Source organism: Mucilaginibacter humi, from assembly GCF_013087555.1.
On the sequence record NZ_JABFCR010000055.1, the window covers coordinates 1 to 23,080 of the forward strand.

Consider the following 23,080-nt stretch of genomic DNA (forward strand, 5'->3'; position numbering starts at 1 on the left):
GGAAGATGGTCAAACGGGCTTATCGCTTACCCGGAGTGAGTACGCAATCGATGACCGGAGAATCGAGTGCGCGCTATCGTCTCATAACGCAGTATAGCACGAAAATGCCAGAAGTGGAATGTTGATACCGTAGAGATGAAGATTTGACAATGTGACGAATGCAATTTATTTCGATAAACCGGAATTTAACGCAAGGCTTGGTCTGTGAGGTTAATTAGGAAACAGAGATCATGACGCAATATAATCACGCAACAGAAAATGCAGGTTGCATTGGTCTTCGAGAAATGATAATAAAGGCAGGGGACAAATTAATCATGGTGTCAGTAGCGGGCGACCAGGGCACAGTTTCTCCATCATATATAAAGTCAACGTAAGGCGGCGCTTGTTATATTGCTTGTCATCTCTGATCTTAACACAGAAACCGACGACAACCGGTTTTTACTGCCGTTCACAGATAAATAATGCCCAGCGATAGCCGGCCTGACTAGTTGGCGGTCAGATTGTGGCGGAGGAAGGTCATTGGCGTTGTGTTTTAAAGTCATGCGGGCTTCAACACGTCATCGTACCGTAAGCCGATCTGGCTTGCCGAACAAATCACGCATCACGCCTTCAACACAGTGGCTCCGCTGGGCCTTCGCACGAATTGTTCGATAAAGTCATTGGTTTTTGCTTACTCATTCTTATGCCGCACCAGGCTGATGTGCCTGCGGTTTGCCTGCACCAGTTTGTCAGGTCGGACAGGCTGGCGTCAGGTGCCTGATAGAATGATATAGTCAAAGCCTGTTAATGTATTCACCGCTAGCCTGAAAGTCCATGCTGCTCTCATGGGCTCTGCCAACTTGTGCGATGACGTTCTTTTTATCAAAGCCGCCCGATCTTTTCAACCAGCCGTAAGTCAATACGAGTTAGATTGCCGTTTATTGCCCGGCACCAATAAACACGGTTAACAATTAGTCTCTGAGTTTCAGCATCCAACAACCGCGATTAGTTATCAGCCGCCCGGTCGAACAAATTGTATTCGGGTTGCAGGGTTTCATAGCGGGCAAGGCCATTATTTTGCTTACTTCCAGGACTCTTAAGGCGTGCCGCACTATAGTTTGATGCGCCTATGGCTCTTACCTTGCCTTTACTTTATCAGGTCGGTATAGGTGGCTAAGGTTTCTTCAAATGGTGTGCCCCTTATCATCATCGTGGGATTGATAGATCGATATAGTCAGTCTGTAAACGCATTAATGAATCCTCCAATCGCTTTGGTAATATAAGCTCGGAAAGTCCATGCTACCTCGCCCATGGGTTTGCCAACTTTGGTAGCGATGATCACCTATCGCGCTTGCCTGATTTTTTCAACCAGTAAAATGGGTATGATGTTATCTACTACATTCGCCGCCTTTATTGGACTAAACAGCATCCATTTGGAATAAACATGCTGTATCAATGCCCAAAAGTCCTGAGTCTGTAAAACCATCCAACAGGGCTGCAAAAGATTTGATAAACAGTAATAGATCAGGAAAATCATTCATTTCTGCCAATAACATTTAGCCTTACCATAACTTACGAAGTGCCTAATGGGCAAAACATTCGATATGATTTTAAGCGTGCAATTTCGCAATTTGCCGGCCATTTCGGCAACCATAACCGGCGGGTGCGGCGATTACCGAAGCGTTATCTTTAGACCAGTTACCGTATTTGGCTTCGGGCGCTATAAAAACCCAAACATGTTTACACTACCGGCGCACCAAAGTAGTTACCCGGTATTATACCTTTAAAGGTAAAACCACCGTCGGCATGAGGGTCATTGTCATTTTTGGGTACCGGTAATAAATACCAGCAACGCGTCGATTGGATCTTTTCGCCTTTGGTGTTTTTACAATTCCGCTGATAGTGTAAGTAGCCTGCGCCGTCGCATCTATCCGAAGGACTAAAACAATTAACAGCGCCTGAAATGTTTCATTATTGTGTTCAGGCTTTTGGTTTATAGCGTGAAGATAAAAATATTAAGCAAATATTTGCAAGATTACCAAACAAAAAAGCCACCTTACTTTATTTTGCAAGATGGCTTTTGTTTGTACCGATATCTTCTATTTCTGAAACTCTGGCTTTAAAAATGCCTTTTCCATAGCACGCATTTTCATAACCTTTGGTACTGAAACCGACTGGATATAACCTGCAGACGGATGCGCCCGGTAATATCCTGGTGATACTTTTCAGCAGCATAAAACACCTTAAATGGCTCAACGGCGGGTAACAATAGCACCCTTGTAATGCTTTGACGTTGATGGTTTTGATCAGGCTTTGTAAGGTTGCTTTCTCTTCGGGTGTGCGGTAAAACGCTATCGAGCGGTAATCGGTACCCTCATCAGGCCCCGGTAATTCAGCTCGGTTGGGTTATGCGCGTAAAAGAAAGCCTCGGCAAGCTTTTCATAGCTGATAACTTTTGGATCATAGTAAACCTGCACAACTTCGGCGTGGCCGGTAGTGCGGGTGCAAACATCTTCGTAAGTTGGGTTTTTAGTAGTGCCCCGGCAAAGCCTGATACTACCTGGTCTACCCCTTTTAGTTCAGATAACGCTTCGCTCATCGCCCAAAAACACCCGCCGCCAAATGTAGCCACTGCCCGGCCGGCTTTTGGTTTAGGCACGCTTACAATCTCCATGTCGCCGGGCCTGTTTTGCCCATTAGCACAGCCAAATATGGCCGGCTAAATAAAATATACAGAATTGAATTTTTCATGATCTATTACGGTTTTATCAAATATACGCAGCCCCGGGCTTTGCGGATGGTCATACTGCCGTCATTTACCTTTGGGCATTAACAACATTTTTAACTTTAAGCAAGATGCTGTTTAGTCCGTTGGTTTTAATCTCGAATGTAGTAGATAACATCATACCCATTTTACCCGGCGGGAAGCCTTTGCTCTTCATCCACCTGGGTAATAAGCAGGCAGGTCGCATATCAGCGTGCCCTTGTACTTGCCAAAAGGCATTCTGGTTTTTACGATATCAATCAGTATCTGGGTATCGGGCTTTACTGGCTCCATGTCGGTAAAGATATAAAAACACAACCCTAAAATTGCTGTTCAATTATTATGGAACAACAATTTAACGCTACCCTAACCGGTACAGATGGACCGGTTAACGGGATAATACAACACGTAACTCACAGCGGATATAAAAACGCCTACCAGTTTGATGCGATAGATGACACCCTGCATTTGGTAATAGCGCCCGACCAAAACGGTAACTGGCATAAAATTGCCGGTACAGAACCATATCTTTTTGGTTGGGTTGATGAAATGGCCGAACAAATTGCGAAATTGCACACCTAATAACATATATGAATAAAAGAGAATTAGGCCAATCGGACATTATGGTAAGCCCGTTTTGTTTTGGCGGAAATGTGTTTGGCTGGACGGCTGATGAAAAACAATCTTTTGAGTTGTTGGATGCTTTTACAGACTCAGGACTTGAATTTATTGATACAGCCGATGTTTATTCCAAATGGGTACCGGGCAATAAAGGCGGCGAATCTGAAACCATTATTGGCAACTGGTTGAAAAAATCAGGCAAGCGCGATAAGGTGATCATCGCTACCAAAGTTGGCAAACCCATGGGCGAAGGTAAGCATGGACTTTCCAGAGCTTATATTACCAAAGCGGTGGAGGATTCATTAATGCGTTTACAGACTGACTATATCGATCTCTATCAATCCCACGATGATGATAAGGGCACACCATTTGAAGAAACCTTAGCCACCTATACCGACCTGATAAAACAAGGCAAGGTAAGAGCCATAGGCGCATCAAACTATAGTGCGGCACGCCTTAAAGAGTCCCCGGAAGTAAGCAAAGCCAATGGCCTTGCCCGCTATGAAACCCTGCAACCCGAATACAATTTGTTCGACCGCGAGGGCTACGAAAAAGAGTTGGAGCCACTTTGTGTTGAAAATCATATAGGCGTGATAACTTTTATTCGCTTGCCAGCGGATTTTTAACCGGCAAATACAGATCGGAAGCTGACCTTTCAAAAAGCGCACGAGGCGGTGGCGTTAAAAATATTTAAACCCACGTGGCTTTAAAATTTTAGCTGCACTTGATGAAGTGGCCGCTCAATACAAAACCACTCCTGCAAGTGTGGCCATAGCCCGGGTAATTGCCAGGCCGGGTATCACAGCGCCTATCGCCAGCGCTACATCGGTTAAGCAATTGCATGATACTACGCAGGCGGTACATTTAAATTTGAGTGAGAAGGCTATCGCGTTGCTGGATGAGGCGAGCAGCTATTAAAAACCAGTTGTCATCCTGATTTCTATGATAAAATCAGAATGACAAGCAGGATATAAAGCAAAAAGCCACCTTACGGTGGCTTTTTGCTTTATAATATATGATGGAGGAAATTATATTAGAACCCTCTGCCCCCGGCCGTTTTGACCGTTGTAGGCAAAACGATTGCCTGAGTTACCGTTGCCTCTTTGCTGACCACCACCATTTTGACGTGATGGTTGGTTTTGAGGTTGTTGTTGAGAAGGTTGGTTATAACCACCTTGTCCCCTGCCTTGTTGCTGGCCATTATTATCATTTCTCGAAGGTTGTGATGGCCAGTTTTGTTGTGGTTGCTGGTTATAGTTACCTTGTCCATGATCATTCCTGTCATCTCTCCTGTTTCCGTTATTCCAACCACGGTTATCAGCGTGTTCGGCTCCACGATACTCATTAGGTCTTACAAAGCGCGGGCCATCATCCCTGCGGTCGTTACGGTTATCAAACCTGTCATCCCTGCGGTCGTTACGATTGTCAAATCTTTCATCTCTACGGTTATCAAACCTATCATCCCTACGGTTCCAGTCACGTGCATAACCTCTGTATTTTTCGCGATATACATCTGCGTTTAAATATGGGCGGTGTGCGCGCACTTCGTAACGACGGGCGGTTCTCCAGTCGTAATTGCGGTACTCGCCGGGTAAGTAAGCGTTTGATACCCATCTTCCGCCTTCGTTATAATAATATACCCTTTCGTAAGGGCTGTAATAAGCATCAACCTCCGGCATATAATAATACTGGTCGGCATTACTGTAACTAACCGCTACTGATGGTGTTACTAATGCTGCCTCTACCACGGGGCGCCCTCCGCCTAAATGTAATCCTATTTGTAATAATTGTGCATTTGCGTTGCTATAAAATAAACCACTTAATGCTATTGCTGATATTAAAGCTACCTTTTTCATATTCTTTGTTTTTGTATATAGCTATGACGATGAATAATGAGCAGGGTTTAATCTACCGATTAAACAACCTTACCGGATAAACTGATTACTTTATCAAAAAAGAAATTTAATATTGTTTATTTACACATAATAAGAATATAATTTTACATAAATAAAATTTGAACAGATTATGAAAGCCCTCTTAATATTAAATTTGGTTATCAGCCTTAAAAATTATTATGTTATTTTTGGTAGATAAACTAAACAACTCATGAAAAATAGAAAGATATTCCAGCTATTGCTACCGTGCTGTAGCCGGAATTGTAGTATTAAATGCGGCAAAAAATAAACCTGCAGATGCCGGCTTAACGCTTCCGCAAGGCTTTACAGCGACAGTAATTGCCGAGAACCCGGGCAGCACCCGCCATCTGGTAGTCACCCCTCAGCATGATATATATGTACATATGGCCAGTACGCGCAAATCAAAAGGTATAATTGTACTGCATGAAGAAAACAATCAGGCAACCGTTAAAACCAGCTTTGGCGATTATGGCGGTACCGGCATAGCTATCGGCGGGGGCTATTTATTTGCCAGCTATAAAGGAGGTGTTTACCGTTATAAGCTTGATGGAAACAACCAGGTTATCGATTCAACAAAGCCTGAGCTTATTGTTAAGGGGCTTGTTGATATAGACTGGCACCAGCCTAAAGCCATTGCGTTGGACGGGAAAGGTAATATTTACGTTAACATTGGCGCGCCAAGTAATATTTGTACCGAGAAAGATAAAAACCATACGGGTTGTCCTTTGCTTGATTCGGCCGGCGGTATATGGCAGTTTAAAACCGACAAACTAAACCAAAGCTATGCGGAGGGTGTGCATTATGCGCGTGGTTTACGTAACGTTGTAGGTATATCATGGAACAACCAGGCCGACCAGCTTTTTGTAATGCAGCATGGCCGGGATGCGCTGCATGACTTGTATCCTAAACTTTATACCGCCCAGCAATCTGCCGAGCTGCCTGCCGAATGTATGTTTGCTTTAAAACAAGGTGACGACGCGGGCTGGCCGTATGTTTATTATGATTGGCAAAAAAATAAAAATATGATGGGACCAGAATATGGTGGCGACGGAGAAAAGGCTGCCGACCCGAAATATATTAACCCGGTTGCAGCCTACCCCGGCCACTTTGCACCCGATGCTTTGTTGTTTTATACGGGCAGCCAGTTCCCAGCTAAATATAAAAACGGAGCATTCATAGCCTTTCATGGTTCATGGAACCGTGCACCGCTGCCACAGGCAGGTTACTGCGTAGTTTTCCAGCCGTTTAAAAATGGCAGGCCCGATGGTAAATGGGAAGTGTTTGCTGATGGATTTGCCGGCACAGCCGAGCAAAAAGCATCGGGTGCCGCGGTACACCGCCCCACCGGCTTGGCACAAGGCCCGGATGGTTCTATTTATGTAACCGATGATAATAAAGGAAATATCTATAAGATCAGCTATAAGAAGTAACTGCTTACAGCAAAACAAAGGGCCGTTTGAAAACATCAAACCGGCCCTTTTCTATTTACGCAGCGAGTGCCGTATTTACTTTCACTATCTCTATCAGAAAATTATTCTTTAGTTCTATTTCGGCTACTACAACTGCGAAGTCGTCATAGCGTACACCATTGTCTATTGGGTATACCGTATAGCCGCGTTTGTTAGCGTCATATTCGCCAAGTTCAAACATTTCATCATCTTTTTTACCTTTGATCTTTGCACCACTCACCAGTTGGTACGCATCAAATATATTCTGGAAGTTGTTATTGTTGTTCATCATAGTGATGGATTGAATACAATAAGTTTGCCAAACTAAAATAAGGTCATCCTGAACTTGTTTCAGGATCTCACAGGACAGGTGATTAACAGAGTGTTTACTTAGCGTGTGGGATGCCGAAACAAGTTCGGCATGACGGTTCGGGCTTTACCCAAACCACTCAAACAGATCATTCTGCTTCAGTTTTTGCTTTTGTGCAGTGTCTATATCTTTAATAATCACTCCCTCACTCATTTGGATTATGCGTGTTCCAAAATTGTAGGCATCTTTTAAATTATGGGTGACTAAAATTGTGGTCAGTTTAAAATCTGCGGACAGTTTATCAGCAGTGCGCATCACTATTTCTGCGGATCTGGGATCGAGTGCAGCGGTGGGTTCGTCAAGCAGCAAGATCTTACAATCGTCCATTACGCTCATTAATAGGGTTAACGCTTGGCGCTGTCCGCCCGAGAGCGTACCCATGGGCTGCTCAATTTTATTTTCGAGGCCGAGGCCCAGTGTGGCAATTTTCTCCTTTACAGCGCTTTTAAATGCATCGTTAATGCCGATGCTTAATCCTTTCGCTTTAGTGCGGATAGCTGCCAGGCGGAAATTGTCCAGAATGCTTAATTCTGACGCGGTGCCGTTTATTGGGTTTTGAAACACACGGGCTATCCATTTACTACGTTGGTAATCGGCCAGTTTGGTTACATCGTCATTATCAATGGTGATGGTGCCTGAGGTTGGCAGTATACTTCCTGATATCAGGTTAAGCAAAGTTGTTTTGCCTGATCCATTTGACCCGACAATTACCAAAAACTCTTCATCGGCAATGGTCAGGTCGATACCGTTGACAGCGTTTACCTGATTTGCTTTGCCTTTGTTAAAGGTTTTTGGATGTTGGTTATGGTGATCATTCAAAACAACAAAATGTCTTTAAAAAGGATTGTCATTTCGAAACGAGGAACGAGTGAGAAATCTTATACGAGCTACATAGCGCGGCGTATAAGATTTCTCCCGTTGGTCGAAATGACAATCGGGAATTAGGGTTGTAAGCTTATATACTAATCTGCGTACTTACATACTTAGCGCTTTGCGCTATACTTACGTAAGGATCGATATTAGTATAGTTTTCCTGCTCAACAATAAAATGTTTAACGCCGCCTTGTTTTGCTTTGGCTAATATTTTAACGAAGTCAATAGAACCTGAACCTATCTCGGTGTTTAAGTTAGATTTAGCTTTGTCCATATCCTTAACGTGTACAAACTCAAAACGGCCGGGGTGTTTAGCAAACAGTTCTAACGGATCGTTACCTGAACGTACTACCCAATAAATATCCATCTCCATAGCAACCAGTTTAGGGTCCGTATTGTCAAGAATGGTATCGTAAAAAGTAGTGTCCCCAATTCGTCTCCACTCGAAATTGTGGTTATGATATCCCAATTTTAAGCCATTCTTTTTGCAGATCTCGGCAGCCTGGTTCATTTTATCGGCAACGGCTTTACACTCGTCAACTGTTTTAATATACTCACCATTTATTGATGGGATAATGATATGACTTTGGCCGGTAGCATGCGCCGCCTCAATATACGCGTCAAAATTTTCGGTTTTACCAGAACCTAAAAATTGGTTCATGTCATAATGCGCACTTGGCGTAGTTAAGCCATTTTGTTTTAGCAAGTCGCTGAACGCTTTAGGGTCTAATCCCCAGAAACCGCCTTTTTGCTGTAACCATAAGGCTCAACCTCTTTGTAGCCGGCTGCTGCAACTTTGGCAATAACGCCGCTTACATCTTTAGGCAATTGGTCGCGCAAGCTATACAATTGCAGGCCCACATTTTTTATTGGCTTTGCATATAGCAAATGCGGCGCTATCATTACCCCTGCCGATAGCAGGCCGGCCTGCGTTAAGAACGTTCTTCTTGTTGTCATTTTAAATTTATAGTTAGTATTTAGTTGGCTAAAAATAGTAATATCTTGTTATTGATTTACCTTATAGACAAAAAAATAGCGATGGGTTTAACGCCCACCGCTATTTCAAAAATAAGTATCTGTTTAGTTAGACCTTAACTTCAGTCTTGCTCTTATCATTAAAGGCAACCATAAACAATAGCATTACAGCGGCAGCAATACCTGCCGGTATCAGCCATATCATTTTCCAATCGTGAATACCGCCTGCATTGTAAGCATCAGATATCAGACCGGCGATATAAAAACCGATCAACATCCCTACACCATACGTAGCCAGTGTTATTACCCCCTGTGCTGCGCTTTTAATCTGCGGCCCGGCTTTAGAGTCGGTATAAATTTGGCCCGATACAAAGAAGAAATCATAACATACACCATGTAAGGCGATACCGATTATCAACAGAAAGCTTAATTCGCCGGCATTGCCATAAGCAAACATCACATAACGTAATGCCCACGCCAGCATACCCACTAAAATAGTCCATTTAAAACCAAAACGTTTGAAGAAGATTGGCAGAGCCAATAAAAATGCCACTTCCGACACACGGCCTATGGTCATTTTACCTGTTGGGTTATCTACTTTAATTTCTGTTAAAAAGCTGTTAGCATTTTGGTAATAGAAAGCCAATGGGATACAGATCAAGATTGATGCGATAAAAAATACCGGGAAGTTTCTGTCCTTTAATAATCCAAGCGCATCTAAACCTAATATTTGTGCTAAGCCTTTCTTTTCAGACGCTGGCTTAGGTGGCGTTGCAGGTAAGGTAAAGCTAAATAAGCCTAATACTACCGAAGCGATGCTCGACATCAGGAAGGTATACTTTAAGAAACCTTTTGATACATTTTCGGCAGCATCCCAATGGAACAAGAAGCTGATAGCTAAACCCGCTACTATCCAACCTATTGTACCCCAAACACGGATAACGGAAAATTCTTTTTCGGGATCCTTCATCTGGCTAAACGAAACCGAGTTTACCAATGCCAGCGTTGGCATATATAATATCATATAACCTAATACATAGGGATAGAATGCAGAAATATCAACAGCCGCGTAACATTGGTACATTAATATGGCGCCGATGATATGTAATACGCCTAATATTCTTTCAGCGTTAAAATACCTGTCGGCAATTAAACCAACAATAAATGGCGCTATAATAGCTCCCCATGATTGTGTTGAATAAAGTGCGCCGGTTTGTGCGCCGGTAGCATGCAGATTAGTGCCGGCAAACGGCCCCATGGTAACATACCATCCCCCCAGATAAAAAACTGCAGGAACATCATTACCGATAGCTTGATTTTAATAGTTGTATTCATTTATATAATTTATAGTTGGTTTTAAAGCGAAAGCTAAAAGTAATAATATATGCGGATGATTTATGGTTGTAACAAACAATTTAACTATAAAAAAAATAGCGATGGGTTTAAACCCATCGCTATTTAATATAATGTTTTAATATGATTTATACTTGTACTGCGGCAGCATCTTTTTGCTTTTGCCCTTCATATAAAGCACCAAACCTGCAAAAGCTACTATTAACGCCAAAGGGATAACCAAGGTAGCGTCTAATACCCGTATACCTGCAGAGGTGGTATTGCCACCAGCTTCGGCAACAATTCTATCATAAAATCCACCCATAAATATAGTATATATTGATACCGCGAACATACCTGCGCCGCCCATCAGATTTAAACCTAACGCGCCTGTAGCAGGCATATTGGTGTTAACAAAGCCTAACATGGTTGGCCAGAAGAAACATACACCCATACCAAATACAATAGCGCCACCAAATACAGCAGCGCCTGTTAAGTGGCTTAACATATATAAGCCTAGCGAGGCCAAAATTGCTGATATCAACAATACTGTTTGTGGGGTAACTAATTTAAGCACTGGCTTGGCAAATGCACGGCCCAGCACCATTATTCCGGTTTCTAAGGTTAATAGCAACAAAGCGTTTTCTGTTACGTTTTTAGCAATACGTCAATCCATTGGCCTGTAAAAAGCTCGGTTATAGCTGTACCGAACATGCAAATGAACATGAAGATGAATAACGGGTTTAACAATGCCTTATACATACCGGCAGTTGATACACCTGATGCCACACGCTCTGTAACCGGAAAATCAAGTTTAGAGAACAGGTAACCGTAAATTACAGTCGGGATAAGCATTACACCTACTTGTACCTGCCAACCCAGGCCCAATTTATTAAACAGGGTTACAATTAAAGTACCTATAACTATCCCCACGGGAACCATAAGTGGAAGTGGTTAAGTTTGGTTGTTTTTTCTTCTGTATACAAACTGGCAACTAATGGGTTACATGCAGCCTCAACGGTACCGTTGGCTAAACCAACTAACAGGGTTGAGATATACAATGTCCAGAAACCGCTGGCGAAAACTGTTAACAGGATACCGGCCGGTGGAAAATGAATGCCAACACCAACAGGCGTTTCATGCCGATGATATCAACAATAAAACCGCCTACCACTACAGCTATAGGGAAGCCGTAAAAAGCCGTTGCAGTAATAGCTGCAAGCTGCGTTTTATCTAAATTGAATTGAACACCCAGATCGCCAAGGATACCCGCACGGATACCAAACGACAGTGATGTAACCAACAGCGACAAGCAACTTGCCCTGAATAGTTGTGTACGATTAATTTGCATTGCGTTTTTGTTTAAGTTTATTTTTAGTTAATTGGTTTTGTTCTTCTTCTCTTTAAATACCTAACAGGCTACGGTTAAATGCTTCGTCAGATCCTGCTGCTGCGAAATCATCAAACGCCTTCTCTGTTACGCGGATGATATGGTCTTTAATAAATATAGCACCTTCTTTTGCGCCATCCTCAGGGTGCTTCAGGGCACATTCCCACTCCATCACGGCCCATCCGCTGAAGTTATATTGTGCCATTTTGCTGAATATCCCTTTAAAATCAACCTGCCCATCGCCTAAGCTGCGGAAACGGCCCGCGCGCTCAACCCAGTTTTGGTAGCCGCCATAAACACCCTGTCTACCCGTAGGGTTAAACTCGGCATCTTTAACGTGGAACATTTTAATCCGCTCATGATAAATATCAATATACTCCAAATAATCCAAACACTGTAATACAAAGTGCGACGGATCATAAAGCAGGTTAGCGCGTTTATGGTTATTCACTTCCTTCAAAAACATCTCATAGCTAATACCGTCGTGCAGGTCCTCGCCGGGGTGTACCTCGTAGCAAAGGTCTACACCGTTTTCGTCAAATATATCCAGTATCGGCAGCCACCGTTTAGCCAATTCTTTAAAGCCGGTTTCTACTACCCCTGCAGGGCGTTGGGGCCATGGATAAACCATGGGCCATAGCAAAGCGCCGCTAAAAGTAGCGTGCTCTGTTAACCCTAAGTTTTGCGATGCTTTAGCCGCATATTTTAATTGCTGTACGGCCCACTCTGGCGTGCCTTTGGGTTGCCATGAACCTCGGCTGGTGCAAAAGCATCAAACAACGAATCGTAAGCGGGGTTAACCGCTACTAACTGACCTTGCAAGTGGGTAGATAGTTCGGTAATTTCTAAGCCATGGCTGTTTACAGTGCCTTTTATTTCATCGGCATAGGTTTTACTTTCGGCAGCTTTTTGCAGGTCGAAATAACTGGTTGCCCAGCTTGGTATTTGCACACCTTTAAAACCTAAACCTGCCGACCATTTACAAATGTCGTTTAAAGTGTTAAACGGTGCGGTATCGCCTAAAAATTGTGCTAAAAAAATACCGGGGCCTTTTATTGTTTTCATATAGTTTATACGTTGAATTTAGTCCACTTAATATCTGATTTACCAGAGGCTATTACATTTTCAATAAATGCCATACCTCTTACCCCCTCTTCTATACCGGGGTAATCATGCGCTTCAGGCGATGCTTGTGTGCCTTCAACATCAGCCTTTACACACATCGCGAAGTTATGGTACAGGTTAGCAAATGCTTCGAGGTAACCTTCGGGGTGGCCGCCCGGGGTACGGGTGTTATGTGTAGCGTACGAAGTTAAATAACGCGAACCTGTACGGTAGATCTGCCATGGTTCGCCTATCATTTTAACAATAAGCGTGTTGGCATCCCATTGCTGCCATTCAAGGCTGCCCAGTTCGCCGTATACCCGGATCTTTACATTATTTTCTTCGCCGCTTGCTATTTGGGTGGCGGTTAGTACCGCACTTGCGCCATTGTTTAGTTTTATCAATACCGCGCCGTCGTCATCCAGCTTACGGCCTTCAACAACAATATTAATATCTGCACATAATTGAGTAACCTGCAAACCGGTAACATATTCCATCAGGTTAAAGGCGTGGGTACCAATATCGCCCATAGCTCCCGCAATACCACTTTTACCCGGATCGGTACGCCATGAGGCTTGTTTATTGTCTTCTCCTTCAAGGAAGGTGCTTAACCAGCCTTGCGGATACTCTACATATATTTTACGCACTTTACCAATTTTACCCGCTTTAACCAGTTGTTTGGCTTCTTTAACCATTGGGTAGCCTGTATAAGTATGTGTTAAACAAAACAGCTTACCGCTTGATCTTACCACCTGCTCCAACACCTTAGCTTCGGCCAGCGAAAAGGTCATGGGTTTATCCAGCACTACGTGGAAACCATTTTCTAAGGCCATTTTTGTTGGGCCAAAATGTACGTGGTTTGGGGTTACTATACTTATTACCTGTACGCGTTTGTCTGCAGGTAATTGTTTTTCTTTTTCAATCAGTTCTGGTATGATGCATAAGACCTATCAGCCGACAAACCCAACGCTACACCACTTTCTTTAGATTTTTTGGCATTGCTGCTAAAAGCACCGCATACCAATTCATAATCACCATCCATATAGGCGGCAATACGGTGTACAGCGCCAATAAAAGCGCCTTGTCCGCCACCTATCATTCCTAATCTTAATTTCATAGTTTATTCTGTAAGCATTTTATATGGCTATTACAGCGTAGAAGCCTGGCCCATTTGGTTATAGTTTAATGTTTGGTTATAATGGTTATACAGATAAAACCGCTTTCAAACCCATTTAACATAGGTTTACCAAACATAATAACTTTATTAATAAAAAACCTAATGCCATAAATTTATTACCAAGTTTACTTACCAGCGAATATTGTTAAAGCAAAGAGGCCCGATATGGAAAATATCGGGCCTCTTTTAATCAGCGACAGTTATTTCGTTGATACTTTAGCTGTTTTAACTATGTGCTTTGTTTTAGTGCCACTGTATTTTTTGTGTTTACTAAACATGTTATGTACTTTTTGAGGGATGGTACTGGTCTTTTTACCTTGTCCTCTTTTTTAACTACAACTGTTTGTTGTGCAAAGGTTGTAGCGGTAATGGCAAGTGCCATTAACAATGTTGCTGTTGTTTTTTTCATGAGTGTGTCTATTTTACTCTCCAACAGAAAGTTAGACAAATTGTTTGTCACTCTTCAGATATTTTAAACCGCTTCTGCTACTAATATTTTATCCTGCATCTCAAAGGCTTCAACACCTTCAATTACTACAGCATGGTTGTTTATTTTATTGGCTTTGTGGATGCCGTAATGGTCGCTGTAAAATTGTGCTTTCGAATCGCGGTACGAGCTTACTGCCCCTATCATACTCATAAACTTAATATAGTACCAGGCACTATCTACCTGCCATGGCTTAAAGCCCGATCGCGCGCTGTTAGGGTAAGCGTGGTGGTTATTATGCCATTCGCCGGCTACTATACCCGGCCATACCGGTTTATTGACATATCGTCGCGGTTAAAGTCTACACCGTCACGGCGCTTATCCTCACCTTTTCCGTGCCCTTCATAGTTAAATGTACGTACACCAACTGCCCAAAAGCCGGCGGCGCCAAACATAGCACAGGCCAGGCCCATACCACCAATTAAATAAAATGCGGCAAACCAAAGTCCCCAGCTTAAAATTACACTTGCAATGGTTTTAAGCGGATTAGCCAGCGTACCATATTTTTGATATTGTGCATAGGTATTAACCTGTACACCGGTATGTTTCATTAATTTAACACAGCAACTATAATCTTTCTCGGCCATGTTACGGTTTATAGGCTGATGGGTAACATCGGCCAGGAAACAGTAGAGGAAACCACCCTGCGCATTATAAGGGTCGCCGGGTTGGTCTGATAAAGCATGATGCACATGATGCGAGATAGCATAGATCTCTTCGGGAATTATTTTAAGCGTAAGGTTTTGGGTAAAGAAACGCCAAAAGTTATTTTTAAACTGGTAAGCGCCATGCGTACAATAGCGGTGGTGCCAGATAGTACCATGCGTACCCATGATGATCATGCTGTAAACAAAGGCTGCTATCAGTAATTTAAGGGAAAAATATTTAAACAGGAAAATAAACAGGAACGGCGCAAGCACCACAACCATCATCCAGCTCATAAAAGAGAGCCAGTTCTTTTTGTCTTTAAATACGTTTAGTCTTGAAAAAAATTCGTTGATAATTTGTTTTGGGGTTGGCTTTGCTAGTTCACCGTTCGCATCCGTCCAGCCATATGAAGGTGGTTGCAGCACATTGTTTAAAAATGCCATTTAATAGTTGGGATTAATCAATTTAATCAGGTTTGTAATTTGAGTGTAATATATGAATAAAAATCTTGTTACGATTTTTTATTTAATTTAGTTACACCGTAGTAATACAAAACGTTAATTGTTGATTAAAATTACCCGTTCGCCAATCAATAAATTTTCACATGCTTCAAACTCATCCGGCACAGTAATACTATCCACCTCCTGCTTATAATTTTGTTTGATCTCTTTCCGGCGTTTCGCCTCGATAAACCGCCTTACCTGTTCGCGGTTTTCCACTATCAAGCCTGGTATTTTAGCAGGCCTGTTTTGCTCATCTTTTGCTACCATGGTAAAGTAACTGGTGTTGGTATGGTTGATGACATTAGTTTTAATATTTTCTGATATCACCCTTATCCCTACAACCAGCGAGGTATTACCTACGTAATTTACCGATGCCATTAGCGATACCAGGTCGCCCACCTCTACCGGCTGCAAAAATCTACCGTATCAATTGATGCGGTTACACAATAATTACCTGCGTGTTTGGCGGCACAAACGTAAGCTACCTTATCCATAAGCGACAGTAAAATGCCACCATGGATCTTTCCCCCAAAATTGGAGTATGATGGGATCATTAATTCGGTAATAGTTGTTTCAGAAAAACGAACGGTTTTAAAGGCAGAGGTATCGGGCGTTGCAGTCATGATGTTAAGTATTATACACCTGCAATATAAAACTTTTGCTATCTCGATAATTTATAAATATTAAATTGCAAAAAATATCTATTGTGAAAAAACTGCTGTTGTTTAGTGCCTTTATTTTTTGCTTGGGAGATTGCTTTGCACAGAAAATCATCGAACGCAAAAACAAACTCATTAACAACGTTACCGAACGCTTTGAAACCACTATTGAAACCAACAAGCAGGTTAAAAACGGTATTTACCATGCGTTTTATAATAAAAAAACAGTGTTGGCCAGTGGTAAATATGTTAACGATAAAAAAGTTGGCATCTGGCACTATTTTGACCGTGACGGAACGTTGATGCAGAATTACAATTACGATAACAATAAACTATTATACGAAGCGCCGGAAAGTTCGCCATCGCCGTTAAGCTACAATATTGATTACTATATTAAAGATAATGATGTGGCTACACAACCCGTTAGACCAGGTGGCCGCTACTTTGGATATATCCCTTATTTAAAAGCCTTTACCCTCCCTCCGGGAATGAATGACGAAGACCTGAACAGATATTTGATTACTTATGATCTGCTGATCAGCCCTTTGGGCAGGCTTGCAGACATAACGGTACATATCAGCCGCAAAGGCACGGGGGTAGACCAAATGGTTTATAATATAAATACTGATTTGTTTAGTGATGATGATAAAACATTTATCCCGGCAACGTTCAATAAAAATCCGGTTGCGTCACAAATACATCTTTTGTGTGCGCTTGACCTAACCGGGGACATAGATATCTTGTATTTAATTCCGAAAAAACAGATGCAAACTAAAAGGGCTAGTTCTTAATTAGTAGCAGAGTTATGGGGCGTTTAAAACCTAAGCAGTGGCAGTCGTTTAATCGCAGAATTATTACTGCAACCCGCAACTGCCACTGCGGCTAAAAATTAGTGACCGTGATGACCATCCGGACCGTGCGCATGGCCATGCGACAATTCTTCAGGCGTTGCAGGCCTAACATTCAGGATAGTTCCTTTAAAATGCAAAGGCTGGCCGGCCATAGGATGATTCAGGTCAACGATAATAGCATCTTCTGCTACCGATACTACCTGCCCCCGGAAATGGTTACCCTGGTTATCTTGTAAAGGCAAAACAGCGCCAATTTGCGGCAGGTCTGCACCGGAACATTTCGATAGGTAGGTTAGCTACCGCTTCTTCATCATGCTCGCCATACGCCTCTTCGGCTGTAAGGCGGAAATCGTAAGTATCATTGGTTGACAGCGGGCTTAAATACTCTTCAAACTTTGGAAGCATTTGGCCGGCTCCAAAAAAAAAGGTTAGCGGCTGCTCTTGCGTGGCGCTTTCTACTAAAGCTTCGGTTCCATCCTGGTCAACGTACAAATCGTATGTTAATGACACTACATGCTGTGGTTCAATCTTCATTATTTATTCTTTAGTGGTAAATATTGGCACCCATGAGTGCGTTGTTGCTTATTTAATTAATGTTTCAGGCTTTAATTTGTTTTAAAGCATCGGGGATATTATTGGCAGGTAATCCGCAGGTTTTGTCTTTACAAACAAACACCGGGTATGGTTGCTAAACTTATCGCGCAACAAAGGTAAACTTCCTTTTTTACCACCCAACATAATTTTATTAGGAACGTAATTTTTTCCATCTCTAATCTAAAAGCTTCCGCATCAGCTCCTACTATCGCCACCTCATTGGTGCCAAATACCTCATCCAGTAATAACATGCTCCAGTTTGAATAAGCCGAGCCATATTTAGCCAAATGCGGCATAATGTTGCGTAATTGTTGTGCCGATATCTCCTGATACTGTTCATTGTCAAATAACAAACCCAATTTTTAAGATTACGCGCCATTACCGAATTTGATGCCGGGATAACCCCATCCATAATTTCAGATTTACGGGCGATAAGTTGCTCATCATCATCGGCAGTGAAAAGAACATGCCGCTGGCCTTATCATAATAATGGGCAATAGCGTTATCGGTAAGCTCGACAGCATACTCCAGCCATTGCTCATCAAAAGTAACTTCATACAGGGCAATAAAGGCATCCGCAACGTTGGCATAATCATCTAAAAATGCCTCACCCTGCCCTCTCCAAAGGAGAGAGTTAGCCCTATCGCTGGCCGTTTCTGCTGGTTTATAAACCCGTGTTACGCGCCCATCTTTTATTAAATTATTTGTTATAAAGCTTGCGTTTTTTAAGGCGATGTTTAAATATTCGGCTTCATTAAAAGCACGATAAGCTTCACAAAGTCCTTTCAACATTAAGCCGTTCCATGATGCCAGGATCTTATTATCCAATCCCGGGCGGATGCGTTTACTGCGCGCCTCAAACAGTTTTTTGCGCGATGAGGCTATGCTTTGCAGCATTTCATCAACGGGGATACCTATAGCTTCAGCCAGGTCGGCATCGTTGCCACGTTTAAACAGGATATTGGTTTGTTCTTCTTCCCAATTACCCTCATCCGTAAGGTGATAGTAAATACAAAACAGTTCAGCTTCGGTACCTAATACAGCTTGTACTTCTTCCTTATCAAATATGTAAAACTTACCCTCTATTCCTTCACTGTCAGCATCCAGCGCCGAGTAAAAACCGCCCTCGGGCGATAATAGTTCGCGTATTACAAAATCAATGGTATCGGCAACGGTTTGCTTATACAATTCATCAGGCTGCCGGTGTAAGCTTCAGCATATAAGCTGATGAGCTGCCCGTTATCATACAACATCTTTTCGAAATGCGGCACATGCCACAAGCCATCAACGCTATACCGTGCAAAGCCGCCACCCAAATGGTCGTATATACCACCAAAGGCCATTTTTTGCAGGGTAAGTTTAGCAAGTCCGGCTACCTCCTCATCCCGCATCAAATACGCGTAACGGAGTAGAAACTGCCAGTTATTAGGCATGGGGAATTTTGGGGCTGTGCCCATCCCGCCTTCGGTTTTATCAAAGTATTTTTTCCAGTTAGTTACGATGATCTCGGGTCGGCTTTGGTATAATCAGGTTGTGTTTCAACAAAGCCTATCGACTCATACTTTTGGATGCCCTCGGTTAATCGCGTAGCATATTCATTGGCATCTTCGGGCTTTTGTTTATAATAATCGGCCGGGTTAAACAGCAGGCTTGTCCAGTCGTTTTTACGGAAATAGGTGCCGGCATAAATAGGCCGCTGATCTGGCAGGCAAACACAGTTTAGTGGCCAGCCTCCCCTGCCGCTTATCAGTTGAACGGCGCTCATATAGATCTGGTCAACATCCGGGCGTTCCTCCCTATCAACCTTTATACAAACAAAATATTCGTTCATTACTGCGGCCACATCCTTATCCTCGAAGCTTTCGTGCTCCATAACATGGCACCAATGGCAAGCCGAGTAACCTATGCTAACTATAATAAGCTTATTCTCATCCTTAGCCTTTTGCAGCGCTTCGGTGCCCTGGGGGTACCAGTTAACCGGGTTATTGGCGTGTTGGAGTAAGTATGGCGAGGTGGAGTTGGCTAAGCGGTTCATGATGGCAAAAATGCGATATTAAATGCACTTTAGGATAATGATTACTGTTTGCGAATTGTTTTTACAAATGTGTGGTGATTACCACATTAGGCAATAACAAAACATTTCGCTTTATTTGCTTTCTTAACTAACTGATCAACAAAAATGAATTTTAAACACTACATGCTTATAGCATGCGGTTTGCTTGCTGTGGCATTTAACGCCTCTGCACAAGCCTCTTCCGATACGGTTAAGTATAACCATTCGGACCTGTTTGGTCCAATAACCGGCCCACAACCAGCAACGGCACCCGCTCGGCAGCCGGCAAACCCGGCCCCAACTACTGGCAAAATCGTGCCGACTACCTTATCCACGCTTCTTTAAATGAACTGGCACAGGATACCACCATTACCGGTGATGTTGCCATAAGCTATACCAATAACAGCCCCGACCAAATGGATTACCTGTGGCTGCAACTGGATCAAAACCTATTCAGCCCTGATTCACGCGGCGCCGCGGTTACCCCTTATACCGGCGATCGTTTTGACGTTAAAGGCTTTAGTCGTGGCGGTATGCATATTACGTCTGTAACGGTTACCTATAAGGGCCAAACTTATACCGTTACCCCAATTATTACCGATGCCCGTATGCAGGTACGTTTAAACAAACCACTGGGCGCAAGCGGCGATAAGATCGGTGAAAGTAAACTACAGCTTCTCTATTCCTTACTATGGTGCCGACCGCATGGGCCGCAAGGAATTTAAACAGGGTGTTGTTTATGAAATTGCACAATGGACCCACGCATGTGTGTTTATGACGATGTTGAAGGCTGGAACACTTTACCTTACATGGGCCTTGGCGAGTTTTACTGCGAGTATGGCGATTATGACTATTATATCACTGCCCCCGCTAACATGGTGGTAGTAGGCTCCGGCGATTTACTGAACCCTGCCGATGTACTTACACCAACCCAGCAAAAACGTTTGGCAGAAGCCCGCAACAGCGATAAAACAGTAACCATCATATCAGAAAGCGAAGTTGGCTGGCCGCAACACGCCCCGCTAAGGGTAACCTTACTGGCACTTTAAAATGGAGAACACCCGCGACGTGTCATGGGCTGCTTCAACAGCGTTTATTTGGGATGCTGCTAAAACCAACCTGCCATCAGGTCGTAAATGTATCTCGCAATCGGTTTATCCTATTGAGAGCGCGGGCAGTAACGCCGGGGCCGCTCGACTGAATACTTAAAAAGCAGTATCGAGATCTACTCAAAAGCTTATATTGAATATCCATGGAACTCGGCGGTTAATGTATCCGGCGTGGCTTTGGGTATGGAATACCCGGGCATCATCTTTTGCTTAAGCAATCTTAAAAATGGGGCATTATGGGGCGATGTTACGCACGAGATAGGCCACAACTGGTTCCCGATGATCGTAGGCAGTAACGAGCGTAAATACATGTGGCAGGATGAGGGTTTTAACACCTTCATTAATGAGTACTCCACCAAAATGTTCAACAATGGCGAGTATGCCCCTAAAGGGCCTAACAATCAGGCCCAAAACATTTTAAGGAGCTATATCCGCAGCGGCGACCCGTTGATGACCCCGCCTGAGGCTATCGGCCTGAGCGATTATGGCCAATACTACAACAAAACCGCTTTAGGCCTGGATATGCTGCGCGATGTGGTTTTAGGACCTGAGCGTTTCGACTTCGCTTTCCGCCAATACATTAAGTATTGGGCAATGAAGCACCCACTGCCTTACGACTTCTTCCGCGCGATGAATGATGCAGCTGGCGAGGACCTGAACTGGTTCTTTAAACAATGGTTCTTTACCACACGGAAGCTTGACCAGGCTGTTGAAGGCGTTAAATACAGCAGCAATCCAGCAGATGGCGCCATCATCACCATAGTAAACAAAGAAAAGATGGCAATGCCAGTAGACCTGAAAATTACCCAGACCAACGGTAAAACCGAGACCATCCACCTGCCAGTAAATGTATGGCAGCGTACAGGTGTTTGGAAGTTTAAGTACCCGTCAACATCGGTTATTAAATCAATTGTTATTGATCCTGACCATTTATTACCGGATATTGATTTGAAGAACAATGTTTTTAAAGCTGAGTAGGCTGAAAACAAATATAAAGGCCCGGTTTCATAACAAACCGGGCCTTTATATTTATTTCTTAACCTCTACCAAGCGCTCCGTCAAATTCCATCCCCTAATACTTACCTTAGGATTTGAAACAAGCAGGTTATGATCTATTACCACCGTCTTTTGTTCGCCCGGTAAAACCGACACATAATTATCCGAATAAAACACCGGCAGCACGCGCTCTTTGGTTTGCGGATTTAGTAACGATATCCGGTTAAAAAATGCTACCGGCGCTTGTTTACTGTTGGTTAGCGTTACGGCTATTTTGCCTTTGGCTATTTGCTTAGCAGTTACGGTTAGCTTTGACGCGGCAATTTCGTTTAACCCCGAGTACTCTCCTGCTTTGTCTGCCAGCCAATAAATATTATCGCTGATAATTTTTTTGTTGGCATCTGTTAATTTTAAAGCCAGGAAAGCGCCTTTTGCTGTTGCCGCGGCGGCTACCTCTTTCTTAATGTCCAGCAGACTGATAATGCCCGATTGCGGGATGTCTTTTATCAGCGTAGTTACAGGTGTTGCCACGCCCAACATATCGTATAATTTTATAGTTGCCGTAATATGTTTTAGCTCGACGAACGTATTATTGACCGCGCTTACAGTGCTATCAGTAGGGTTAAACATAATGTGAACCGGCGCACTGCCACTGTGCAGGCCGTACAGACAGGCGTTAGGATCAAGGTAATAATCATACATCTGGCCCCGCATGGCCGACCACGGGTTCTGCGTTTTCCAGATGATGGTGCCCGTGTACCAATCCCACATGTGCGAGCTAAAACCTTCCATCAGGGCACGGTACTGGTCGTAATTAACCAGCTGTGCCTTTTCGGCAAAATCTTTAACATCCTTTGGTTTGCCGTATTTGTCGATATAATTTTCGTAGCCAATGTAGGTATGATATCGCCACACCGAATCTATGCGCTCGCGTTTGGTTGCCGGATTATATTCCGGCATAACCATGTTCTTTTCCGGTATAAATCTTTTAAGCCCTTCGTAATCATTAATGCCTACCGACCCAACCTCCGAGTTAAACGGGTAAGTTTTCTTTGCCCAGAAAACCGAGATTGGCTGGATATTATAAGGCCCATCTCCATTTACACCTTTATCGGTTTTCCCCATATCCAGCGAATTGGAGAAATCGACAAACCAACGGGTATTATCCAGTTTAGGCAGTATTACATCGCGCACAGCGGCCAAAATATCATCCGGCTGGGTAATTTCATTA

General features: G+C 43.2%; 32 protein-coding genes and 5 pseudogenes. 9 read left to right on the forward strand and 28 right to left on the reverse strand.

Features of this window, described 5'->3' with window-relative positions:
- Positions 1–1,397: 1,397 nt before the first annotated feature.
- The 4 genes and pseudogenes from HK413_RS11390 to HK413_RS21350 all read right to left on the reverse strand — a co-directional run bounded on the left by HK413_RS11390 (position 1,398) and on the right by HK413_RS21350 (position 3,037).
- Positions 1,398–1,535, reverse strand: a complete 138-nt coding sequence (locus HK413_RS11390) for a hypothetical protein (RefSeq protein ID WP_175270239.1) — start codon at positions 1,533–1,535, stop codon at positions 1,398–1,400.
- 795 nt (positions 1,536–2,330) lie between these two features.
- Positions 2,331–2,653: pseudogene (locus tag HK413_RS22295) on the reverse strand (peptide-methionine (S)-S-oxide reductase).
- A 142-nt stretch (positions 2,654–2,795) separates the two neighbouring features.
- The gene (locus HK413_RS21345) at positions 2,796–2,921 is read right to left on the reverse strand and encodes a putative quorum-sensing-regulated virulence factor (RefSeq protein ID WP_317169515.1); all 126 of its coding nucleotides are present in this window, start codon (positions 2,919–2,921) and stop codon (positions 2,796–2,798) included.
- Entirely contained in the window at positions 2,918–3,037 is a 120-nt protein-coding gene (locus tag HK413_RS21350) for a putative quorum-sensing-regulated virulence factor (protein WP_317169516.1), read from the reverse strand. The genes HK413_RS21345 and HK413_RS21350 overlap by 4 nt, the downstream gene beginning before the upstream one ends.
- Positions 3,038–3,085: 48 nt before the next feature.
- On the opposite strand from HK413_RS21350, the gene HK413_RS11405 reads away from it, so the two are divergent.
- The 3 genes from HK413_RS11405 to HK413_RS21355 all read left to right on the forward strand — a co-directional run bounded on the left by HK413_RS11405 (position 3,086) and on the right by HK413_RS21355 (position 4,282).
- A complete protein-coding gene (locus tag HK413_RS11405) occupies positions 3,086–3,325 on the forward strand; it encodes a hypothetical protein (protein ID WP_175270240.1) in 240 nt (79 codons plus the stop codon).
- An 8-nt stretch (positions 3,326–3,333) separates the two neighbouring features.
- Positions 3,334–3,990 carry an aldo/keto reductase gene (locus HK413_RS11410; protein WP_317169517.1) on the forward strand — a complete coding sequence of 219 codons (657 nt, stop codon included), beginning with the start codon at positions 3,334–3,336 and terminating at the stop codon, positions 3,988–3,990.
- A gap of 106 nt (positions 3,991–4,096) precedes the next feature.
- The gene (locus HK413_RS21355; RefSeq protein WP_317169518.1) at positions 4,097–4,282 is read left to right on the forward strand and encodes an aldo/keto reductase; all 186 of its coding nucleotides are present in this window, start codon (positions 4,097–4,099) and stop codon (positions 4,280–4,282) included.
- A 110-nt stretch (positions 4,283–4,392) separates the two neighbouring features.
- Here the strand turns inward: HK413_RS21355 and HK413_RS11415 are convergent, their stop codons facing one another.
- A complete protein-coding gene (locus HK413_RS11415) occupies positions 4,393–5,220 on the reverse strand; it encodes a hypothetical protein (protein ID WP_175270241.1) in 828 nt (275 codons plus the stop codon).
- Between the two features lie 443 nt (positions 5,221–5,663).
- On the opposite strand from HK413_RS11415, the gene HK413_RS11420 reads away from it, so the two are divergent.
- Positions 5,664–6,710: a PQQ-dependent sugar dehydrogenase gene (locus HK413_RS11420; protein ID WP_246230383.1), complete on the forward strand. Its 1,047-nt coding sequence runs from the start codon at positions 5,664–5,666 to the stop codon at positions 6,708–6,710.
- 55 nt (positions 6,711–6,765) lie between these two features.
- Here HK413_RS11420 and HK413_RS11425 read toward each other — a convergent pair whose 3' ends face one another.
- The 16 genes and pseudogenes from HK413_RS11425 to HK413_RS22300 form a co-directional block, all read right to left on the reverse strand.
- Positions 6,766–7,020 carry a hypothetical protein gene (locus HK413_RS11425; RefSeq protein WP_175270242.1) on the reverse strand — a complete coding sequence of 85 codons (255 nt, stop codon included), beginning with the start codon at positions 7,018–7,020 and terminating at the stop codon, positions 6,766–6,768.
- Positions 7,021–7,164: 144 nt separating this feature from the next.
- Positions 7,165–7,917: an ABC transporter ATP-binding protein gene (locus tag HK413_RS11430; protein ID WP_175270243.1), complete on the reverse strand. Its 753-nt coding sequence runs from the start codon at positions 7,915–7,917 to the stop codon at positions 7,165–7,167.
- Positions 7,918–8,053: 136 nt separating this feature from the next.
- Positions 8,054–8,677: a sugar phosphate isomerase/epimerase family protein gene (locus HK413_RS11435; RefSeq protein WP_246230385.1), complete on the reverse strand. Its 624-nt coding sequence runs from the start codon at positions 8,675–8,677 to the stop codon at positions 8,054–8,056.
- Positions 8,678–8,697: 20 nt separating this feature from the next.
- A complete protein-coding gene (locus HK413_RS18165; RefSeq protein WP_246230387.1) occupies positions 8,698–8,928 on the reverse strand; it encodes a hypothetical protein in 231 nt (76 codons plus the stop codon).
- A 127-nt stretch (positions 8,929–9,055) separates the two neighbouring features.
- Positions 9,056–10,281, reverse strand: a pseudogene (locus HK413_RS11440) (nucleoside permease).
- A 136-nt stretch (positions 10,282–10,417) separates the two neighbouring features.
- The gene (locus tag HK413_RS18170; RefSeq protein ID WP_246230389.1) at positions 10,418–10,915 is read right to left on the reverse strand and encodes a hypothetical protein; all 498 of its coding nucleotides are present in this window, start codon (positions 10,913–10,915) and stop codon (positions 10,418–10,420) included.
- A gap of 11 nt (positions 10,916–10,926) precedes the next feature.
- Positions 10,927–11,211 carry a hypothetical protein gene (locus HK413_RS18175; protein ID WP_246230391.1) on the reverse strand — a complete coding sequence of 95 codons (285 nt, stop codon included), beginning with the start codon at positions 11,209–11,211 and terminating at the stop codon, positions 10,927–10,929.
- Positions 11,202–11,339, reverse strand: a complete 138-nt coding sequence (locus HK413_RS18180; protein ID WP_246230393.1) for a hypothetical protein — start codon at positions 11,337–11,339, stop codon at positions 11,202–11,204. Before HK413_RS18180 ends, HK413_RS18175 begins: the two co-directional genes overlap by 10 nt.
- Positions 11,340–11,365: 26 nt before the next feature.
- A complete protein-coding gene (locus HK413_RS18185) occupies positions 11,366–11,629 on the reverse strand; it encodes a hypothetical protein (protein WP_246230395.1) in 264 nt (87 codons plus the stop codon).
- A 52-nt stretch (positions 11,630–11,681) separates the two neighbouring features.
- Positions 11,682–12,733: pseudogene (locus HK413_RS11450) on the reverse strand (sugar phosphate isomerase/epimerase family protein).
- Between the two features lie 5 nt (positions 12,734–12,738).
- Positions 12,739–13,710, reverse strand: a complete 972-nt coding sequence (locus HK413_RS11455; protein WP_317169527.1) for a Gfo/Idh/MocA family protein — start codon at positions 13,708–13,710, stop codon at positions 12,739–12,741.
- Positions 13,695–13,889, reverse strand: a complete 195-nt coding sequence (locus HK413_RS21360; RefSeq protein WP_317169519.1) for a hypothetical protein — start codon at positions 13,887–13,889, stop codon at positions 13,695–13,697. The genes HK413_RS11455 and HK413_RS21360 overlap by 16 nt, the downstream gene beginning before the upstream one ends.
- A gap of 289 nt (positions 13,890–14,178) precedes the next feature.
- Positions 14,179–14,358 carry a hypothetical protein gene (locus tag HK413_RS11460; protein WP_217452272.1) on the reverse strand — a complete coding sequence of 60 codons (180 nt, stop codon included), beginning with the start codon at positions 14,356–14,358 and terminating at the stop codon, positions 14,179–14,181.
- A gap of 63 nt (positions 14,359–14,421) precedes the next feature.
- Positions 14,422–14,589 carry a hypothetical protein gene (locus HK413_RS18190; protein WP_246230397.1) on the reverse strand — a complete coding sequence of 56 codons (168 nt, stop codon included), beginning with the start codon at positions 14,587–14,589 and terminating at the stop codon, positions 14,422–14,424.
- A gap of 101 nt (positions 14,590–14,690) precedes the next feature.
- Positions 14,691–15,527, reverse strand: a complete 837-nt coding sequence (locus HK413_RS11465; RefSeq protein ID WP_246230399.1) for a fatty acid desaturase — start codon at positions 15,525–15,527, stop codon at positions 14,691–14,693.
- A 114-nt stretch (positions 15,528–15,641) separates the two neighbouring features.
- A pseudogene (locus HK413_RS22300) lies at positions 15,642–16,210 on the reverse strand (acyl-CoA thioesterase).
- A gap of 83 nt (positions 16,211–16,293) precedes the next feature.
- Between HK413_RS22300 and HK413_RS11475 the strand changes: the two are divergent.
- Positions 16,294–17,037 (forward strand): toxin-antitoxin system YwqK family antitoxin, encoded by a 744-nt coding sequence (locus tag HK413_RS11475; RefSeq protein WP_217452273.1) that lies wholly within the window; start codon positions 16,294–16,296, stop codon positions 17,035–17,037.
- 98 nt (positions 17,038–17,135) lie between these two features.
- On the opposite strand, the gene HK413_RS21365 is transcribed toward HK413_RS11475, so the two are convergent.
- The 6 genes from HK413_RS21365 to HK413_RS21390 all read right to left on the reverse strand — a co-directional run bounded on the left by HK413_RS21365 (position 17,136) and on the right by HK413_RS21390 (position 19,726).
- Positions 17,136–17,339: a peptidylprolyl isomerase gene (locus tag HK413_RS21365; RefSeq protein WP_317169520.1), complete on the reverse strand. Its 204-nt coding sequence runs from the start codon at positions 17,337–17,339 to the stop codon at positions 17,136–17,138.
- Positions 17,323–17,631 carry an FKBP-type peptidyl-prolyl cis-trans isomerase gene (locus HK413_RS21370; RefSeq protein ID WP_317169521.1) on the reverse strand — a complete coding sequence of 103 codons (309 nt, stop codon included), beginning with the start codon at positions 17,629–17,631 and terminating at the stop codon, positions 17,323–17,325. Before HK413_RS21370 ends, HK413_RS21365 begins: the two co-directional genes overlap by 17 nt.
- 128 nt (positions 17,632–17,759) lie before the next feature.
- Positions 17,760–18,050, reverse strand: a complete 291-nt coding sequence (locus HK413_RS21375) for a hypothetical protein (protein ID WP_317169522.1) — start codon at positions 18,048–18,050, stop codon at positions 17,760–17,762.
- Between the two features lie 19 nt (positions 18,051–18,069).
- Positions 18,070–18,879 carry a hypothetical protein gene (locus HK413_RS21380; protein WP_317169523.1) on the reverse strand — a complete coding sequence of 270 codons (810 nt, stop codon included), beginning with the start codon at positions 18,877–18,879 and terminating at the stop codon, positions 18,070–18,072.
- Positions 18,840–19,148, reverse strand: a complete 309-nt coding sequence (locus tag HK413_RS21385; protein WP_317169524.1) for a hypothetical protein — start codon at positions 19,146–19,148, stop codon at positions 18,840–18,842. The genes HK413_RS21380 and HK413_RS21385 overlap by 40 nt, the downstream gene beginning before the upstream one ends.
- Positions 19,149–19,186: 38 nt before the next feature.
- Positions 19,187–19,726, reverse strand: coding sequence for a thioredoxin domain-containing protein (locus HK413_RS21390; RefSeq protein WP_317169525.1), 540 nt, complete (start codon positions 19,724–19,726; stop codon positions 19,187–19,189).
- A 434-nt stretch (positions 19,727–20,160) separates the two neighbouring features.
- Between HK413_RS21390 and HK413_RS15495 the strand changes: the two genes are divergently transcribed.
- From HK413_RS15495 to HK413_RS15505, 4 genes are all read left to right on the forward strand, one after another.
- Positions 20,161–20,469 carry a hypothetical protein gene (locus HK413_RS15495; protein ID WP_217452274.1) on the forward strand — a complete coding sequence of 103 codons (309 nt, stop codon included), beginning with the start codon at positions 20,161–20,163 and terminating at the stop codon, positions 20,467–20,469.
- 27 nt (positions 20,470–20,496) lie between these two features.
- Positions 20,497–20,793, forward strand: a complete 297-nt coding sequence (locus tag HK413_RS15500) for a hypothetical protein (RefSeq protein ID WP_217452275.1) — start codon at positions 20,497–20,499, stop codon at positions 20,791–20,793.
- A gap of 1 nt (position 20,794) precedes the next feature.
- Positions 20,795–20,953 (forward strand): hypothetical protein, encoded by a 159-nt coding sequence (locus tag HK413_RS18205; RefSeq protein ID WP_246230404.1) that lies wholly within the window; start codon positions 20,795–20,797, stop codon positions 20,951–20,953.
- A gap of 71 nt (positions 20,954–21,024) precedes the next feature.
- A complete protein-coding gene (locus HK413_RS15505) occupies positions 21,025–21,831 on the forward strand; it encodes a M1 family aminopeptidase (RefSeq protein ID WP_317169526.1) in 807 nt (268 codons plus the stop codon).
- Positions 21,832–21,882: 51 nt separating this feature from the next.
- Here the strand turns inward: HK413_RS15505 and HK413_RS11495 are convergent.
- Positions 21,883–23,080: pseudogene (locus tag HK413_RS11495) on the reverse strand (glycosyl hydrolase); the annotation flags it as partial.

Excerpts from the sequence above, each read along its gene's own strand:
- HK413_RS18185 (WP_246230395.1), bottom strand. The coding sequence starts at position 11,629 with ATGCAAATTAATCGTACACAACTATTCAGGGCAAGTTGCTTGTCGCTG.
- HK413_RS18205 (WP_246230404.1), top strand. The coding sequence starts at position 20,795 with ATGGAGAACACCCGCGACGTGTCATGGGCTGCTTCAACAGCGTTTATT.
- HK413_RS21345 (WP_317169515.1), bottom strand. The coding sequence starts at position 2,921 with ATGAAGAGCAAAGGCTTCCCGCCGGGTAAAATGGGTATGATGTTATCT.
- HK413_RS11405 (WP_175270240.1), top strand. The coding sequence starts at position 3,086 with ATGGAACAACAATTTAACGCTACCCTAACCGGTACAGATGGACCGGTT.
- HK413_RS15495 (WP_217452274.1), top strand. The coding sequence starts at position 20,161 with ATGGATTACCTGTGGCTGCAACTGGATCAAAACCTATTCAGCCCTGAT.
- HK413_RS18165 (WP_246230387.1), bottom strand. The coding sequence starts at position 8,928 with ATGACAACAAGAAGAACGTTCTTAACGCAGGCCGGCCTGCTATCGGCA.
- HK413_RS18190 (WP_246230397.1), bottom strand. The coding sequence starts at position 14,589 with ATGAGTATGATAGGGGCAGTAAGCTCGTACCGCGATTCGAAAGCACAA.
- HK413_RS11390 (WP_175270239.1), bottom strand. The coding sequence starts at position 1,535 with ATGTTATTGGCAGAAATGAATGATTTTCCTGATCTATTACTGTTTATC.
- HK413_RS21360 (WP_317169519.1), bottom strand. The coding sequence starts at position 13,889 with ATGAAATTAAGATTAGGAATGATAGGTGGCGGACAAGGCGCTTTTATT.
- HK413_RS21385 (WP_317169524.1), bottom strand. The coding sequence starts at position 19,148 with ATGGGCACAGCCCCAAAATTCCCCATGCCTAATAACTGGCAGTTTCTA.
- HK413_RS11415 (WP_175270241.1), bottom strand. The coding sequence starts at position 5,220 with ATGAAAAAGGTAGCTTTAATATCAGCAATAGCATTAAGTGGTTTATTT.
- HK413_RS21350 (WP_317169516.1), bottom strand. The coding sequence starts at position 3,037 with ATGGAGCCAGTAAAGCCCGATACCCAGATACTGATTGATATCGTAAAA.
- HK413_RS11410 (WP_317169517.1), top strand. The coding sequence starts at position 3,334 with ATGAATAAAAGAGAATTAGGCCAATCGGACATTATGGTAAGCCCGTTT.
- HK413_RS21370 (WP_317169521.1), bottom strand. The coding sequence starts at position 17,631 with ATGAAGATTGAACCACAGCATGTAGTGTCATTAACATACGATTTGTAC.
- HK413_RS15500 (WP_217452275.1), top strand. The coding sequence starts at position 20,497 with ATGGACCCACGCATGTGTGTTTATGACGATGTTGAAGGCTGGAACACT.
- HK413_RS21390 (WP_317169525.1), bottom strand. The coding sequence starts at position 19,726 with ATGAACCGCTTAGCCAACTCCACCTCGCCATACTTACTCCAACACGCC.
- HK413_RS11465 (WP_246230399.1), bottom strand. The coding sequence starts at position 15,527 with ATGGCATTTTTAAACAATGTGCTGCAACCACCTTCATATGGCTGGACG.
- HK413_RS11460 (WP_217452272.1), bottom strand. The coding sequence starts at position 14,358 with ATGAAAAAAACAACAGCAACATTGTTAATGGCACTTGCCATTACCGCT.
- HK413_RS11420 (WP_246230383.1), top strand. The coding sequence starts at position 5,664 with ATGGCCAGTACGCGCAAATCAAAAGGTATAATTGTACTGCATGAAGAA.
- HK413_RS11425 (WP_175270242.1), bottom strand. The coding sequence starts at position 7,020 with ATGATGAACAACAATAACAACTTCCAGAATATATTTGATGCGTACCAA.